Raw genomic sequence first — 15,940 nt, 5'->3', positions numbered from 1 at the left:
AAATCTTGTTTATAAGTGTTGCTGCTGAGTAAGTAGTACGCCAGCCCGGCTGTCAGACGTTTACTCCGTGGCGAAAGAGTATGGCAGCTAGCGGTGTAATACAGTGCCTGCCGCAAGGCTGAAGTGGTTGAATAGGCCTGTTTTTATTTGCCGCATAACCTACGCCCCGGAGTTGTTAACCCTGTGAACATTGATACCCGCATCAAATACCGTCACCTCGTGTGCTTTCTGGAAATGGCACGTCAGGGCAGTTTGGCGCGGGCAGCAGATGTATTGGCCGTGAGCCAGCCTGCTATGTCCAAGACCCTGAAGGAGCTTGAGTCGCTGCTGACCGTGAGTTTATTTGTGCGCAGCAAAAGCGGGGTGAGCCTGACCGAGGCCGGAGTGGCGTTTCTGCGCTATGCAACGCCTTCAGTTCAGGCGCTGCGCGAAGGGGTGAACGCCTTGCGCGGTGGCGAATATGCAGGCGGTACGGTGCGTTTAGGGGTGTTGTCCACCGTCGAAAGCTTGCTGGTGCCTGAACTGGTGAGGCGTCTGCATGCGCGCCATAGCGCATTGGTTGTGAGCGTCGTCACGGGGCCAAGTGCGTATCTGTTGTCGCAGTTGCGTGTAGGCGATGTTGATTTGGTCGTAGGGCGCATGACTGATAGCCCGGAAATTCAGGGTATGAACTTTGAGCATCTTTACAGCGAATCCATGACGCTGGTGGTGCGCCCGGATCATCCATTGCTGCAAGGCCCGCTGGATCGCACCCAGTTAGAGAACTACCCGCTGGTGTTACCGCTGGCCAATACCACGATCCGCACATTTGCCGACAGCCTGTTTGTGCAGTGTGCGATCAACCAGTCGCGCCAACGGCTGGAAACCTTGTCTGTAACCCTTAGTCGGCGTTATGTCTTGCGCAACAACGCTGTCTGGATCGCGCCGCTGGACGCTGTGCGTCTGGATCTGCAAAGCGGCGAATTGCAGGAGCTGGATCTGGGGCAGCGCGAGCCCGGTGGCTCAATTGGCATTTGCAGCAACGCCCATGTGCCGATGTCTGTTGCCGCGCAAGGCTGTGTTGAGGTGTTGCGTGAGCTGGGCAGAGCTTATGGCGAAGGTGTTTATCCATAACTATTTGGTTATGTGTGTGGGCTGCCTTTTCAATAGACCTTGCCCACCTGTTGTTTGAAACTGGCTGCTCGCCTGATCGTTGGATCGTGCAATCTTTTTAGCCTTTATAAAAACAACAGGAGATCGACATGTCTGATGCAGACAGCCGGCGCTTCGTCATCCGTGACCGCAATTGGCACCCTAAAGCCCTGACGCCTGATTACAAAACATCCATTGCCCGTTCCCCGCGCCAAGCGCTGGTGAGCATTCCACAGTCGGTCAGCGAGGTCAGCGGCCCTGACTTTTCCCACCTGAAATTCGGCAAGTTCGATAACGATCTGTTGTTGAACTTCAACAATGGCGGCCTGCCGGTGGGCGAGCGGATTGTGCTGTCGGGTCGCGTTTGCGATCAGTACGGTAAGCCGATTCCTCATACATTGGTCGAAATGTGGCAAGCCAATGCCGGTGGCCGCTATCGCCACAAGAATGACCGCTACTTGGCACCTCTGGACCCAAACTTTGGGGGCGTCGGCCGCACATTGACCGACAGCCAGGGTTACTACAGTTTTCGCACCATTAAGCCGGGGCCTTACCCTTGGCGTAATGGCCCCAATGACTGGCGCCCGGCACACATTCACGTGTCCATCAGTGGCCCGTCGATTGCCACGCGTTTGATCACCCAGCTGTATTTTGAAGGCGACCCGCTGATTCCGATGTGCCCCATCGTCAAGTCGATTGCCAACCCTGACGCGGTGCAAAGCTTGATCGCCCGATTGGACATGAGCGCAGCCAACCCGATGGATTGTCTGGCGTATCGTTTTGACATCGTGCTGCGCGGCCAGCGCAAGACTCACTTCGAAAACTGCTGAGGAGCCTCGTCATGCCTATCGAACTGCTACCTGAAACGCCATCGCAAACGGCTGGCCCTTATGTGCACATCGGCTTGGCGCTGGCGGCGGCCGGTAACCCGTCGCGCCCTGAAGAAATCTGGAGCGAGATGGCCAAGCCTGACGCGCCCGGCGAGCACATTGTGCTGATCGGCAACGTGTACGACGGCAATGGGCACTTGGTGCGCGACTCGTTTTTGGAGTTGTGGCAAGCCAATCACCAAGGGGTTTACGACGAAGACTTTAACAGCGAAAAAGCCTTCAACAGCTTTGGCCGAACAGCGACCACTTTTGATGCCGGCGAGTGGACGCTCAACACCATCAAGCCGGGGGTGGTGAACAACGCTGCGGGTGTCGCGATGGCACCGCATATCAACGTTTCGCTGTTTGCCCGTGGTATCAACATCCACTTGCAAACCCGGCTGTATTTCAGCGACGAGCCTGAGGCTAACGCCAAGTGCCCGGTGCTCAACCTGATCGAACAGCCGCAACGCCGTGAAACCTTGATCGCCCAGCGTTGTGAAGTGAATGGCAAAACGGCCTATCGCTTTGACATTCGTATTCAGGGTGAAGGCGAAACGGTGTTCTTCGATTTCTAACGTTGTCGGGGGTAGTACCGGTGTAGGAGCGAGCACGCTCGCTTCTACCGTTGTCCTTAAAGGCGCTCCCGTAGGGTTTTGATTATTCGTACGCTGTAACACCCGCGATATGCCTGCCTGCGATGTAGCCAAACGTCAGGGCTGGCCCCAGATTGATTCCACCTGCGGGGTAGTACCCGCCCATGATGCTCGCCATGTCCGTGCCTACGGCATACAAGCCGTTAATCGCTTCGCCGCCTTCACTCATCACTTGCGCATGCTCATTGACCTTGAGCCCGGCAAACGTACCGAAGCACCCCGGCTCGACTTTGACGGCATAGAACGGGCCTTTTTCGAGGGGTGCCACGCACGGGTTGGGTTGATGCAACGGGTCGCCTTGTTTGCGGTTGTAGGGGGTTGAGCCTCGCCCAAATGCCGGGTCCTGGCCTGCATGGGCATGAAGGTTGTACGTGTCTACTGTCGCTCGCAAACCCTTGGTATCGATGCCACAGGCGTGTGCCAGCCCTTCAAGCGTGTCAGCGCTTTTCAGGTAGCCCGATTTGATAAACGGCGACACAGGAATAGGGAAGGGCCGTGATATGCCCAGTCCATAACGCCGTTGAAAGCCACGGCTACAAATCAGCCACGAGGCAACCGGTTCATCAGTAGGGGTCTTCTCGACCATAGCGGTGACGTAGTCGTAGTAGCCATTGGCTTCGTTGACGAAGCGTTGACCATTGCTCAGTACGCCGATAATGCCCGGCTTTGCTCGTTCGATGATGTGTGGGAAGTGCCCCACGCTGCCATCGCTGTGCGGCACGCGAGACACTGGAGCCCAAGCCACTGGCGACTGCATATTGCTATTGACCCAGCCCCCGGCACTTTCACCCAACCTTAAGCCATCGCCGCTGGCGCCCAAGGGTGGCAAGGCCAAGTGCTCATGACCGGTGGGTGTACGCGGGAAGAGTGCCTTGCGTCGCTCGATGTCATTGGCAAAACCCCCGGCGGCCAATACCACGGCTTTGCGCGCGTGAATACGAATCTTGCCGCGTGCGGTGTTGACCACGGCCCCCGTGACGCCTTGATCGCTTTGAATCAGTTCGGTGACGGGGGCCGATTCCCACAACAATACGCCTAAGTCTTCAGCCGACTTGGCAAGGCGTGCCACCAACGCGACGCCATTCACCAGCTGCAGGGCGCGCCTGCGCAGAGCGAGATCCAGCAGGTGGCGGCTGAAACGCTTGGTCACGTGCCAAGCTGCGGGGGCAGAACGGGTGAGATTAAGAAACGCCGAAAGGTCAGGCCCCGCCATGATGGGCATGCCCATAAAAGACGTTTCGCGCATGGTTTTGCGCAGGCGCTTAAGAAGCTTTCCGACGTTTCGTCCGTCATAAGGGGCGGCAATCACCGAGCGTCCGCCCGTTCCAGCGCCGGGTGTATCGCCGTGTATATCGGCAATGGCATTGCCATCGGCAAACTGTAAGGCCGTGTGCCGCTCAAAGAAGCTCACCATGTGTGGCCCGGCCTTGAGGAAGGCATCAATCATTGCCGGTTCATAGCGTTCGCCGAGTTCGTGCTGCAAGTACGTGCGCGGTAACGCTACGTCTTCAATGATCCCGGCACGTTTAGCCAGCGGGTTGCAAGGCACCCATGCCCAGCCGCCGGACCAAGCCGTTGCGCCGCCGAATACGGGGTCTTTCTCTACCACAATGACGCTTTGCCCGTGCCAGGCCGCCGTGACAGCTGCCGCCAGCCCGGAAGCACCAGAGCCGACAATCAGCACATCACAATCGATAGAAGAGGGTTCGGGTGCGACAGTCATCAAGAGGCTCCGGTGCTGGGATTATTATATTTTGGAACTTGGTTCCAAAATATATGCGTATCCTTTGCAAACGACAACCCCAGGATTCTTTTGCTGTTCCAGCTTTTGTGTTTTGGCAGTTACCTTTTAGAATCAGTCAAATTTTGTGAGGGCCGTGTATGGCTGGCAGTCAGATCGAACGAGTCTTCAGTGTGCTTGAAAGCCTCACCCGCGAGCCTCGTGGCGTACCGATGCAAGCTCTGGCGGACCAACTGGGCATCCCCAAAAGTGCCACCCACCGGCTTCTCAGCGAGTTAGTGCGGTTGGGCTATGTGCGCCAAAACAGCGAAAACAGCCGTTATCACTTGTCTACCAAGTTAGTTGCGATGGGGTTTCAGTACTTGGCCAGCAGCGGCGCTGATATCGTGCAGCCAATTTTGGATCGACTGGCGCAGGAGACTGGCGAACTGGTGCGTCTGGGCGTTGTTGATGGTGAGCGTCTGACCTGGATCGCTAAGTCTCAGGGCGCACGCTCGGGCTTGCGCTATGACCCAGAGATGGGCCGCGATGCGCCGTTGTTTTACACCGCGTCCGGCCATGCTTGGCTGGCCAGTATGAGTGATGCGCAAGCGTTGGCGCTGGTGGAGCAGCAAGGTCTGGAAACCCAGGAAGACCTTGGTCCTAACGCGCCAACCTCCAATGTCCAATTGTTGGAGCGTCTACGTTTCGCCCGTGAGCTGGGGTATGCCTGGGTTGAAGAAAGTTCGGCGGTGGGCACCTCCGCCATTGCCGCCGTAGTACGTAGCCCGCTGGATAAACACGTGGTGGGCGTGCTCAGTGTTGCGGGGCCCAGCGCACGGTTGCCACAAACCCGCCTGCATGAACTCAGTGGCGTGCTGCTGCACTTTGCCGATGAGTTGTCGGTGGCGTGCCAAGCATCTGAGCTGTTTAACACCTAAGGTTCGGGCGTGGTTTGAACCGTATGGTTAATTTCTCTTGCAAGATTATGGAGCTGAGTTCTAAATTATTTGAATTCTGCGAATCCATAACACTTACAAGAGGATCAGCGCTGTGTTGAATGTTCCACTGCGAATTGCCCTGATTGGCGCCGGCGTGATGGGTCGCCAGCATTACCAACACCTTAAAACGCTAGGTAACGCGGTGTTATGTGCCGTTGTCGACCCCGCTGAGCAGGCCGCTGACTTTGCCGCCGAATGCGGGGTTGAGTGGTTTGCGCAGCCCCAGCAAATGCTTGAGCAGGCGCGTCCGGACGGGGTGATTATCGCCAACCCCAACACACTGCATGTGAGCACCGCGCTCATATGTTTGGCGGCGGGTGTGCCGGTGTTGCTGGAAAAACCAGTCGGTGTCGATCTAAATGAAGTGCGCGAGTTGGTGGCGGCGTCCAAGGCCAGCGGCATTCCCGTGCTGGTGGGCCATCATCGGCGGCATAACCCGCTGATCGTTCACGCCCATCAACTTATCCACAGCGGTGAGCTGGGTCGATTGACGACGGTGACTGCCCTTTGGCAACTGCAAAAACCTGAGCGTTACTTCGACATTCCCTGGCGGCGTGAAGCCGGTGCCGGGATGTTGCTGACCAATCTGATTCATGACCTCGATCTGTTGCGTCACCTGTGTGGCGAAGTGCGACAGGTGCAGGCCATCACCAGCCATGCGGTACGCGGTTATGCCAACGAAGATTGCGCAGCCGTGTTGCTGCAATTTGACAGTGGCGCATTAGGCACGTTGATGGGGTCCGATGCGGTGGCGGCACCCTGGAGTTGGGAGATGAGCTCGGGTGAAAACCCGGTGTATCCGCGTCAGGCCGATCAGCCGTGCTACCTACTGGCCGGTACTGGTGGCGCACTGAGCATTCCGCAACTCACGCGCTGGCACTACGCCGAAGACGGCGCGGGCTGGCACGAACCTTTGCAGGTTGAGCACCACTGCTTTAGCCCGGATGAAGCTTTGCGTCTGCAACTGCAACATTTTGTGCAGGTGATTCGACGTGAAGTTGAGCCGTTGGTAAGTGCCGCAGATGCTGCCCGTACCCTGGCTTTGATCGAAGCCATACGTGAAGCCGCGGCTACAGGCCGGGCCTGTGCTCCGGCGCAGATTGAAGGATGAAAATGCCCGCCATGAACTCACCCATTGTGTCCCTTGCCGCCTTGACGGTACTTGAAGTGTCTCCGGTCGAGATGGTCGAAATCGCTGCCCGCACCGGGTACAGCCATGTAGGTTTACGTCTTGAGCCTGCAACCCCCGAGGAGCATCACTTTGCTCTGGTGCATGACGCTAATTTACGTAAGCAAACCCTGAACCGTTTGCGTGACACAGGTATCAAAGTGCTAGATGTCGAGATTCTTCGTCTCAAACCTGAGACGTGTGTGGCTGATTTCGCGACGATTCTGGCTGTCGGCGCAGAGTTCGGTGCCTCGGAGCTACTGGTGGCGGGCAATGACCCGGACGAGCAGCGACTGGCCGATAACTTTGCCGCCTTGTGTGACCTGTGCCGTCCCTACGGCATTTACCCACACCTTGAATTTATGCCCTGGACCGATGCGCGGGATTTGAAACAAGCCCTGCGGGTCGTCGAGAATGCCGGGCGCGACAATGGGTGTGTGCTGGTGGATGCGTTTCACTTTAATCGTTCGGGCTCACAGCTTGATGATTTGGCGCTCGTAGCGCCCGCTCGCGTGCGTTATATGCAGCTGTGCGACGTTGCAGGCCCAAGACCTGATGACATGCAGGAAATTTTGCGTCAGGCGCGTAATGAACGGCGTTTTCCGGGGGATGGAGACAGTGATTTGCTCGGGTTGTTGCGCTGTTTGCCGGCGAATTTACCGTTAAGCCTGGAGATCCCCTGTGTGCAGTTGCAGGCCCAGGGCGTTAGCGCTGAACAACGGGCGCAATGGGCGATTGATAAAACTCGAGCGCTTTTACGCCAGTTGTAGAGTAAGAACCGCCACGGGTCGTGGGCAGATACGTGCTTTGAGTCCAATGCTGCACAGTGAGGTGTTCGATGACATTGCCCACGCCACTCTCCGGCGTTAATCACCCGGTCAAAGGTATTTTGCTGATTGTGGCGGCCACTGCGCTGTTCTCCAGTCACGACGCGCTGTCCAAATACTTGAGCGGTTTCTACCCTGTGGTGATGGTGGTGTGGGCGCGTTATCTGGTGCACACCATCCTGATGGCCGGGATATTTTTGCCGCAATCCGGGCTTCGTGTCCTGCGTAGCAAGCGGCCTTTGCTCCAAGGTTTGAGGGCAATATGCCTGCTGGGCTCCGGGCTGTTTTTTACGTATGGGTTGTTGTTTATCCCACTGGCTGAAAACACGGCTGTTAACTTTTTGGCGCCTTTGCTGGTGGCCGCTTTGTCGGGGCCATTGTTGGGCGAAAAAGTCTCGCGTGGGCAATGGCTAGCAGTGGTTTGCGGGTTTGTCGGCGTGGTGATCATCATCCATCCGGGCGGGGAGTTATTCACCCCGGCGGTATTGCTGCCGATGGCTGCCGCGACGTGCTTCAGTTGCTATCAAATCCTCACCCGTAAACTCAGTGCCTTTGACAGCCCGACCACCAGTAATTTTTTTGCCGGGCTGTTTAATGCGCTGGTGATGAGTGCTTTGGTGCCGTTCTTCTGGCAAACGCCGACCCTGATGCACGGCCTGCAAATGCTGGCGCTTGGTGCTTTAGGCATGACAGCGCATCTGTTACTGACGCAGTCGTTTCGGGTCGCAGCTCCGGCCCTGCTGGCCCCGTTCAGTTATTGCCAGATCGTGTTTTCAGGAGTTTTAGGCTGGCTGTTGTTCAACCACACCCCCGATCTGGCCAGTCGCATTGGTATTGCGATTATCTGTGTCAGTGGGTTGGCGGCGGCTTGGCAGCAACGTCGGCGTACTTAATCCATCTTGCTGAACCCACAAAAAAGGGCCTAACATCAGGCCCTTTTTTGATTGTTTATTGCGTTAAACCTGCGGGATTTTTCGCGGTGCCATGAAGTACATCCATGTCAGCGCAATGAAGTACATCCCCGGAATGATGGTAAACAGCACGGTGTAATTGTTATTGGTGACAGTCAGTACATAGCCCACAAATTGGGTCATGAACATCCCGCCAATGGCTGCGCACATGCCGCCAAAGCCAAACACTGTGCCCATCATGTGTTTAGGGGTGTAGTCCATCACCATGCTCCACACGTTTGCCGTCCAGGCTTGGTGCGCACCGAGTGCCAAGGAAATCGCGGCCACGGCAACCCAAAGCTGACTAGAGCCGGCAGCAAAGACCACACCGATAATGCTGATGGCGCACAACAACATCGACACCAAACGAGCTTTGACTGCGGCCATCCCGCGGCGGATCAGTACCGACGATAGAATGCCACCGCCGACGCTGCCGAAGTCTGCGGTCAGGTAGATGATGATCAGCGGGATGCCCATTTGGGTAACGCTGATGCCCAAGTTGTATTGTTGGTTCAGGAACGGCGGCAGCCAGTACAGGTAAAACCAAAATACGGGGGCCGTCATGGCGTAAGACAACGCAAAGGCCCAAGTACCGCGCATTTTGAGGATGGTGCCGAACGAAACGGGTTTTTGCTCAGGTTCCTGTTCTTGCTGGATGTACGCCAATTCTTCTTTGCTTACAGTCGGATGCTCTTCAGGGTTGTAGTACTTCAAACCCCAGAAAATCAGCCAAATGCCGCCTAAGGCCGCCATGCACAAAAACGCGGCTTGCCAGCCCCAAACGTGCAGCACCAGTGGCAGCAACATTGGAGTAAACATGGCGCCCACGTTGGTGCCAGCGTTGAAGATCCCGCTGGCCACGGCGCGTTCGCTGGCCGGAAACCACAAGCGCGTGGTTTTCACACAGGCTGGATAGTTGGCGGCTTCGGTCAGGCCAAGAATAAAGCGGCACATCATAAAGCCGACCGCTGAAGTCGCTAGACCGTGGGCGCCCGTGGCCAGGCTCCACAACAGCACGGCGCAGAAGAACACGCGTTTTACGCCAATGCGGTCGATCAGGCGGCCTTGCAGCACGAAGCCAATGGCGTAGCCGACTTGAAACCAAAAGTTGATGTTGGCGTAGTCCATCGCCGTCCAGCTCATTTCTTTGGCCAGAATCGGTTGCATGACGCCTAAGGCTGCGCGGTCGATGTAGTTCAGTGTGGTGGCAAAAAATACCAGAGCGAGCATGCCCCAGCGGGTTTTACCCATCGCCATCGCGCCACGAAATTTACCGCCGACACCTGCGCTGGGAGTGCTTTGAGCAGGTGCAATGCGTGCAGATTGAGTCGGGACCATGATTATTTCCCCGTCCAGTGAAAGGTCGGGAACCGCACGAGCGGTGGAGGCAAGCAGGGCGTCATATCAGAAAGTGCGAGCATGAGCGATTACCCGTTTTTTGGAATTCTTATGTGGTGTTCTGGGTCTTTTGAAGCCAGTAGTTCGGGCTTGATGGTGGCGATTGTACAAAAAGTCGTCAATTCACCTAAGGCCATAGTGTTCGATAATCGCCCTGAAAACTAACTGGTTGGTACACAAAGATTGCCCAATGGTAGTGCGGCCTTAATAATCAGGCTATCTACAACTGCCGTCGCAATCGGGCTACGCCAATTCTGGGAGTTATAAATGAAGCGCTCAATCGCCACTGTTTCCTTGAGTGGAACCCTGCCAGAAAAGCTTGATGCCATTGCGGCGGCGGGTTTTGACGGGGTTGAGATCTTTGAAAATGACCTGCTTTATTACGACGGCAGCCCGCGTGAAGTGCGCCAAATGTGTGCAGATTTGGGATTAGCCATCAGCTTGTTCCAGCCCTTCCGTGATTTTGAAGGCTGCCGTCGTGATCGTTTGGCGCGCAACCTGGATCGAGCCGAGCGCAAGTTTGATTTGATGCAAGAGTTGGGCACCGATCTGGTGCTGGTGTGCAGCAATGCGTCGCCAGACGCAGTGGGCGAGCGCAGCATTTTGCTCGATGACCTGAGCCTGCTCGCTGAGCGCGCAGGCGCCAGGGATCTGCGCATTGGTTACGAAGCGCTGGCGTGGGGCCGCCATGTGAACACTTGGCAGCAGGTTTGGGACTTGGTTCGCCAGATCGACCACCCGAATTTGGGGGTGTTGCTCGACAGCTTTCACACGCTGTCGCTCAAGGGTGACCCGAGCGCAATTGCGCAGATCCCGGGCGATAAAATCTTCTTTGTGCAGATGGCCGATGCGCCCATTTTGGCGATGGATGTGTTGGAGTGGAGCCGCCATTTTCGCTGCTTCCCAGGGCAGGGCGAATTTGATTTGCCAGGCTTTTTGGCGCCGATCATTGAAAGTGGCTACACCGGGCCGTTGTCACTGGAAATTTTCAACGACGGTTTTCGTGCCGCCCCGACGCGGGCCAATGCGGCCGACGGCTTGCGTTCGCTGCTGTACCTCGAAGAAAAAACCCGCGAACGTCTGTTGCAACAGGCAGCGCCTGCTGCGCCACTTGAGCCGTTGTTCGCGCCACCTGCGGCGTCTCAATACGACGGCATCGAATTTTTAGAGTTTGCCGTTGATGAAAACCTCGGCGCTCAACTGACACATTGGTTGGAACGCCTTGGGTTCACTAAGGCCGGGCAACATCGTTCAAAGAACGTTAGCTTGCTGCGTCAGGGTGATATCAACCTGATTCTTAACTCAGAGCCTTACTCCTTCGCGCATAATTTTTTTGAGGCGCACGGGCCTTCACTGTGTGCCACGGCCATTCGGGTGCAAGACAGCACCAGCGCGCTAGCTCGCGCTGTAGCGTTCAAAGGCCAGCCCTACCGAGGTTTGGTTGGTCCCAATGAGTTGGAGTTGGCCGCAGTTCGGGCACCAGATGGCAGTTTGATTTATTTGGTGGATGAAGATGCTGCGGGCAAACCGCTGTACGAGTCGGACTTCAATTTGAGTCCTGCTCAGGCGCCGTCTGGCGGGCTCAAGCGTATCGATCACATGGCGATGGCGTTACCTGCCGACAGTCTCGACAGTTGGGTGTTGTTCTATAAGAGCTTGCTGGACTTTGAAGCTGATGACGAAGTGGTGCTGCCCGACCCCTATGGGCTGGTAAAAAGCCGAGCGCTGCGCAGCCGATGCAGCTCAATCCGTTTGCCGCTGAATATTTCTGAGAACAGAAACACGGCAATCTCACACGCCTTGTCGAGTTATCGCGGCTCTGGTGTGCATCACATTGCCTTTGAGTGTGAAGATTTGTTCGCGCAAGTCAGCCGGGCTAAAGATGCAGGTGTGCCGTTATTGGACATCCCGCTCAATTACTACGATGACCTGGCCGCACGTTTTGATTTCGATGATGAGTTTTTAAGCGAGCTGGCGTACTTCAACGTGTTGTACGACCGTGATGCGCAGGGCGGTGAGCTGTTTCACGTGTACACCGAACCCTTTGAAGGGCGTTTTTTCTTCGAAATTTTGCAGCGTAAAAACGGCTATGCCGGATACGGCGCAGCCAACGTAGCTGTGCGGCTGGCGGCAATGGCCAAATCACGCAGTGGTGCCATTCGACAAGCCAAGCTGTGAGGCACGTTTGGCGGCTTCCTTCCCGGTGCCGGGCGGCTCATAATTGCGTGCATTCCAAGATGGCTGTGAGTCTTTAATGACCAATACCCCAGAACTCGACACCGGCGCCGTAACGTCGGCTGTCGAGCCACGCAAAAGCCGCAAGAACAACCCTGAAAAAACACGCGAGAACATCCTTCAAGCCGCGATTGCAGAATTCGTGGAGCAAGGGTTGTCGGGCGCCCGAGTGGATGCAATTGCCGAGCGCACGCATACCTCAAAACGCATGATCTATTACTACTTCACCAGTAAAGAGCAGCTGTATGTTGAGGTGCTGGAGAAGCTTTACGGTGAGATTCGCAGCACTGAAAACCGGCTGCACCTCAATGAGCTTGAGCCAGTTGAGGCGATTCGGCGATTGGTGGAGTTCACCTTCGATCACCACGATCAAAACGTGGATTTCGTGCGCATTATCAGCATCGAAAATATCCACAAGGGCGAATACATCCAGCGTTCGCAAGGGATTAAAGCCATGAACGACACCATCGTTCATGCGCTGGAAGACATCTTGCGCCGAGGCGTTGAACAGCAGGTGTTCCGTACCGGAATCAACGCGCTGGATGTACACCTGTTGGTCAGCTCATTCTGTTTTTACCGGGTATCGAATCGCTACACAGTGGGTGAGATATTTGAAGTCGACTTATCGGACGCAGATATAAAACAGCGTCAGCGCAAGATGATTTGTGATTCGGTTTTGCGCTATTTACAAGTGTGATGCCCTGGATTTTATGGCGTTCACTTAAGGACAAATGTTGGAGCGAGCAAGCTCGCTCCAACATTTGGTTTGGTTGACTTAAGTGAATAGCATTGCGCTCCTGTCGGTTTTGCTGCTTCAGCCGTTCATTTCTTGAAAATGCGCCAGCATCCGCGACGCATCCGGGGTAACGCCGCTGAAGAGTTCAAACGCTTTTACGGCCTGAAACACTGCCATGTTGCCGCCATCCAGCGTGCGACAACCCAGCGCCCGAGCCGCTCGCAGCAGTTCGGTTTGCAGCGGAAAGTACACAATCTCAGCCACCCACAACTCGGCGCGCAGTAAATATGCGGGTACTGGCATGCCGGGCAGTTTGGCCATGCCCATAGGCGTGGTGTTGACCAGCCCGCTTGCCGTGCTCATGGCCGCGGGTAAGTCTTTGCCAGCGTGGGCGCGGTACCCGGAGAAGTGCTGATTGAGGTTGTCGGCCAAGGATTGAGCGCGCTCGCTATCGACGTCAAAAATCTCCAGATGCTGTACGCCTTCACTGAGCAAAGCGTGAGCCACCGCCGAGCCTGCGCCACCAGCGCCCATTTGGACGACACGTTGTAGCGCCACGTCGCTCAAGCCTCGTCGAAAACCTTCGGCAAACCCCAGACAATCCGTGTTGTGCCCGACGCGCTTGCCGTCCTTGAACACTACGGTGTTTACCGCGCCGATGCCCCGAGCCTCGGGTGACAACTCATCGAGCAAGGGCAAGATGGTTTGCTTGCACGGGAAGGTAATGTTCAGACCCGTGAAACCCATACGTTCTGCTGCGTTGAGCAGATCGGGCAGGGCGTTGTTGTCCAGTTGCAACGCGTCCAGGTCAATCAGTCGGTACAGGTAACGAAGCCCTTGCGCCTGACCTTCGCGCTCATGCAGCGCCGGGGTGCGCGAAGCTTGAATGCCTGCGCCAATCAGCCCGACCAATACTGCCGTTGAAGGAACACTCGACATTCTGCTCACCCCTTTAATTGCAGGCTGAGGTGTTGCAGTGCCAGGCGATAGCCATTACTGCCAAAACCGCACAGCACTGCTTGGGCGATGCCCGACACAAAAGAGTGGTGGCGAAAGGGTTCGCGGGTATGCACGTTGGACAGATGAACCTCGATCACGGGCAGCTCACTGGCCACCAACGCATCGCGAATGGCAACCGAGGTGTGCGTCCAGGCGGCAGGGTTAATCACGATGGCCGCGCAACGCTGGCGGGCGCCGTGAATCCAATCGAGCAGTTCACCTTCATGGTTGGTTTGGCGAAATTCGACATTCAGGTCTAACGCTTTGGCCGTTCGGCCACATAAATCAGCGATATCAGCCAAGGTTTCGTGGCCGTAAACATTCGGCTCTCGGCTGCCGAGCAGGTTCAGATTGGGGCCGTTAAGCACCAGAACGATAGGAGACATATGCACAACTCTGGATTGTTATTGTGGGCGCCTGAGCTGGGCTCAAGCCGTCTAATTAAATTGTACCAACCAGTTAATAAGGTCAATTGCAGGTGCGATTTCCCGAGTGTTCCTACTTAAGAAGTGGGCGTTAATCGAACACGTTACGGCTGAGAGCTAATATCAATTGAAAATCATTCTCGACAAAAAGTAAGATGGCGCCCCCTTTCCTACATGCTCAGGGAGTCGGTTTGTCGGATATGGATCTCAAGGGCTTGTTCCTCAAGCATGCCAGTACCCTGCGCGGGTATTTGGCGCGCAAGGTGCAAGACCCTCAGTTGGCAGCCGATCTGGTGCAGGAAAGTTTCCTGCGCATGGCTGAGCATGGGCATAAAGAACAGATCGACAACTCACCGGGCTATCTCTATCGCACCGCCCGCAACTTGCTGGTCGACCACATTCGGCAAGAAACCCGGCGCAAGACTGACTCGGTTACACACGAGGTGTTGGCTCAAATCGAGGATGAACTGGCAGGGCTGGAGGCTCAGGCGATGGCTGAACAACAGCGTATGGCGCTAAAACAAGCATTGGCCGAATTGCCCGAACGCACTCAAGAGATATTTCGACTGAACCGGATTGAGGGCATGACCCATGCACAAGTGGCTCACCATCTTGGAATTTCAGACAGCTCCGTTCAGAAGCACCTGTCCAAAGCGCTGGCGTATGTCATGCAGCGACTGCAGGCGTCTGAGCAATAATCGGCGCAGCACTCGACGAGTGGTTTACTGAAAATCGGCCAGTGAGACGTCACTGCTTATACATAACGAGAAATTGAGATTCACACGTGAATAGCCAAGGCCCCGAACAGCAGATCATTACTGAGGCGGCCGCCGAGTGGGCGGTGCGCTTGCACGCGGGTCAATTGGATACGCACGCACAGGCGCAATTGACGCAGTGGCTGGCTGACGATGAACGCCATGCGCCAGCCTTGCGCTTTGCCGAGCAGACGTGGGCGGCATTAGGGGCGCTGGCCCTGCAAGAGGATGCGCTCAAACCTGCACCTCATCGCTTGCGCCCAGAAGTTGCTCGCGCGCCAGTGGTTCGACGTCGACGCCCCGTGCGTTGGGTTGCCCGCGCCGCTGTGTTATCGCTGGTACTGGCGGTGGGCTGGGTCAGCGGGCCGACGATGTGGGTGCAGATGCAGGCCGATTACCGAACAGGCGCGGGCGAAATTCGTACTGTTCAACTGGCCGATGGCAGTTCGGTGGAGTTGGACGCCGAGAGTGCAATCGGTATCGACTACGACACCAACGAGCGCCGTATCAACTTGCTGGCAGGCTCGGCCGTGTTTGATGTGGCGCCGATGAGCGAGGCCGAAACCCGGCCATTTGTCGTACAAAGTGCGGGCGGGCAAACCAAGGCTTTGGGCACACAGTTTGTGGTCGGTCGTCAGAGCCGCGATCAGGCTTGGGTTGGCGTGTTGCAACACAGTGTTGCGGTCAGCTTGCAAGCCACGCCTGCTCAAGGTTTGGCGCAACAAACCCTTGAACAAGGCCAAAGTGCCCGATACAGCCTGGAGCACGGTGTACAAGCGCTACCGGACTTTGACTTGAACGCCTCCACTGGTTGGCGCCGAGGCGTGTTGGTGTTTGATCGCCAGCCACTGGCGCAGGTGATTGAGCAGCTCAATCGTTATCGCACGGGGCAAATCATACTGGCCAACCCGGCACTGGCGAGTCGTCAGGTCAGTGGGGTGTTTCGCCTTGAAATGCTCGACAGCGCGCTGCAAACCCTCACTCAAGAACTGCACATTCAGCAGGCAGAGCTTGCAGGCATAAGCCTGATTTACTAACCCCAGTTCGCCTCATTCCCCCTGTTGGAGCTG

Annotated in this window: 15 protein-coding genes; 11 read left to right on the top strand and 4 right to left on the bottom strand. The window is 56.2% G+C overall.

Annotated features, from left to right (window positions below):
- The first annotated feature begins 183 nt into the window (after nt 1-183).
- From pcaQ to pcaG, 3 genes are all read left to right on the top strand, one after another.
- A complete protein-coding gene (pcaQ, locus tag ACZRJQ_RS04510; protein ID WP_463977212.1) occupies nt 184-1,113 on the top strand; it encodes a pca operon transcription factor PcaQ in 930 nt (309 codons plus the stop codon).
- A gap of 128 nt (nt 1,114-1,241) precedes the next feature.
- The gene (gene pcaH / locus ACZRJQ_RS04505) at nt 1,242-1,961 is read left to right on the top strand and encodes a protocatechuate 3,4-dioxygenase subunit beta (protein WP_463977211.1); all 720 of its coding nucleotides are present in this window, start codon (nt 1,242-1,244) and stop codon (nt 1,959-1,961) included.
- A gap of 11 nt (nt 1,962-1,972) precedes the next feature.
- Entirely contained in the window at nt 1,973-2,578 is a 606-nt protein-coding gene (pcaG, locus tag ACZRJQ_RS04500) for a protocatechuate 3,4-dioxygenase subunit alpha (protein ID WP_463977210.1), read from the top strand.
- 82 nt (nt 2,579-2,660) lie between these two features.
- Here the strand turns inward: pcaG and ACZRJQ_RS04495 are convergent, their stop codons facing one another.
- Nucleotides 2,661-4,379, bottom strand: a complete 1,719-nt coding sequence (locus ACZRJQ_RS04495; RefSeq protein ID WP_463977209.1) for an FAD-dependent oxidoreductase — start codon at nt 4,377-4,379, stop codon at nt 2,661-2,663.
- 158 nt (nt 4,380-4,537) lie between these two features.
- Here ACZRJQ_RS04495 and ACZRJQ_RS04490 point away from each other — a divergent pair, with 158 nt between their 5' ends.
- The 4 genes from ACZRJQ_RS04490 to ACZRJQ_RS04475 all read left to right on the top strand — a co-directional run bounded on the left by ACZRJQ_RS04490 (nt 4,538) and on the right by ACZRJQ_RS04475 (nt 8,265).
- Nucleotides 4,538-5,317 (top strand): IclR family transcriptional regulator, encoded by a 780-nt coding sequence (locus ACZRJQ_RS04490; RefSeq protein ID WP_463977208.1) that lies wholly within the window; start codon nt 4,538-4,540, stop codon nt 5,315-5,317.
- 115 nt (nt 5,318-5,432) lie between these two features.
- Nucleotides 5,433-6,488, top strand: a complete 1,056-nt coding sequence (locus ACZRJQ_RS04485; RefSeq protein ID WP_463977351.1) for a Gfo/Idh/MocA family protein — start codon at nt 5,433-5,435, stop codon at nt 6,486-6,488.
- 11 nt (nt 6,489-6,499) lie between these two features.
- Nucleotides 6,500-7,315 carry a sugar phosphate isomerase/epimerase family protein gene (locus ACZRJQ_RS04480; protein ID WP_463977207.1) on the top strand — a complete coding sequence of 272 codons (816 nt, stop codon included), beginning with the start codon at nt 6,500-6,502 and terminating at the stop codon, nt 7,313-7,315.
- Nucleotides 7,316-7,383: 68 nt separating this feature from the next.
- Nucleotides 7,384-8,265: a DMT family transporter gene (locus tag ACZRJQ_RS04475; protein ID WP_463977206.1), complete on the top strand. Its 882-nt coding sequence runs from the start codon at nt 7,384-7,386 to the stop codon at nt 8,263-8,265.
- Nucleotides 8,266-8,328: 63 nt separating this feature from the next.
- Here the strand turns inward: ACZRJQ_RS04475 and ACZRJQ_RS04470 are convergent, their stop codons facing one another.
- Nucleotides 8,329-9,660, bottom strand: coding sequence for an MFS transporter (locus ACZRJQ_RS04470; protein WP_463977205.1), 1,332 nt, complete (start codon nt 9,658-9,660; stop codon nt 8,329-8,331).
- A gap of 327 nt (nt 9,661-9,987) precedes the next feature.
- Here ACZRJQ_RS04470 and quiC point away from each other — a divergent pair, with 327 nt between their 5' ends.
- Together quiC and ACZRJQ_RS04460 are read left to right on the top strand one after the other, a co-directional pair.
- Nucleotides 9,988-11,898 (top strand): 3-dehydroshikimate dehydratase QuiC, encoded by a 1,911-nt coding sequence (gene quiC, locus ACZRJQ_RS04465; RefSeq protein ID WP_463977204.1) that lies wholly within the window; start codon nt 9,988-9,990, stop codon nt 11,896-11,898.
- A 76-nt stretch (nt 11,899-11,974) separates the two neighbouring features.
- Nucleotides 11,975-12,652: a TetR/AcrR family transcriptional regulator gene (locus ACZRJQ_RS04460; RefSeq protein WP_463977203.1), complete on the top strand. Its 678-nt coding sequence runs from the start codon at nt 11,975-11,977 to the stop codon at nt 12,650-12,652.
- 117 nt (nt 12,653-12,769) lie between these two features.
- On the opposite strand, the gene ACZRJQ_RS04455 is transcribed toward ACZRJQ_RS04460, so the two are convergent.
- Together ACZRJQ_RS04455 and aroQ are read right to left on the bottom strand one after the other, a co-directional pair.
- Nucleotides 12,770-13,630, bottom strand: coding sequence for a shikimate dehydrogenase (locus ACZRJQ_RS04455; RefSeq protein WP_463977202.1), 861 nt, complete (start codon nt 13,628-13,630; stop codon nt 12,770-12,772).
- Nucleotides 13,631-13,635: 5 nt separating this feature from the next.
- Nucleotides 13,636-14,076 (bottom strand): type II 3-dehydroquinate dehydratase, encoded by a 441-nt coding sequence (gene aroQ, locus ACZRJQ_RS04450; RefSeq protein WP_463977201.1) that lies wholly within the window; start codon nt 14,074-14,076, stop codon nt 13,636-13,638.
- 230 nt (nt 14,077-14,306) lie between these two features.
- On the opposite strand from aroQ, the gene ACZRJQ_RS04445 reads away from it, so the two are divergent.
- Together ACZRJQ_RS04445 and ACZRJQ_RS04440 are read left to right on the top strand one after the other, a co-directional pair.
- A complete protein-coding gene (locus tag ACZRJQ_RS04445; RefSeq protein ID WP_463977200.1) occupies nt 14,307-14,813 on the top strand; it encodes an RNA polymerase sigma factor in 507 nt (168 codons plus the stop codon).
- 86 nt (nt 14,814-14,899) lie between these two features.
- Entirely contained in the window at nt 14,900-15,907 is a 1,008-nt protein-coding gene (locus ACZRJQ_RS04440; protein ID WP_463977199.1) for a FecR family protein, read from the top strand.
- Nucleotides 15,908-15,940 lie beyond the last annotated feature (33 nt).

The organism is Pseudomonas sp. E315, from assembly GCF_055406205.1.
Note: the sequence above shows the minus strand (reverse complement) of the source record. Positions and strands in the feature narration are given on the sequence as shown.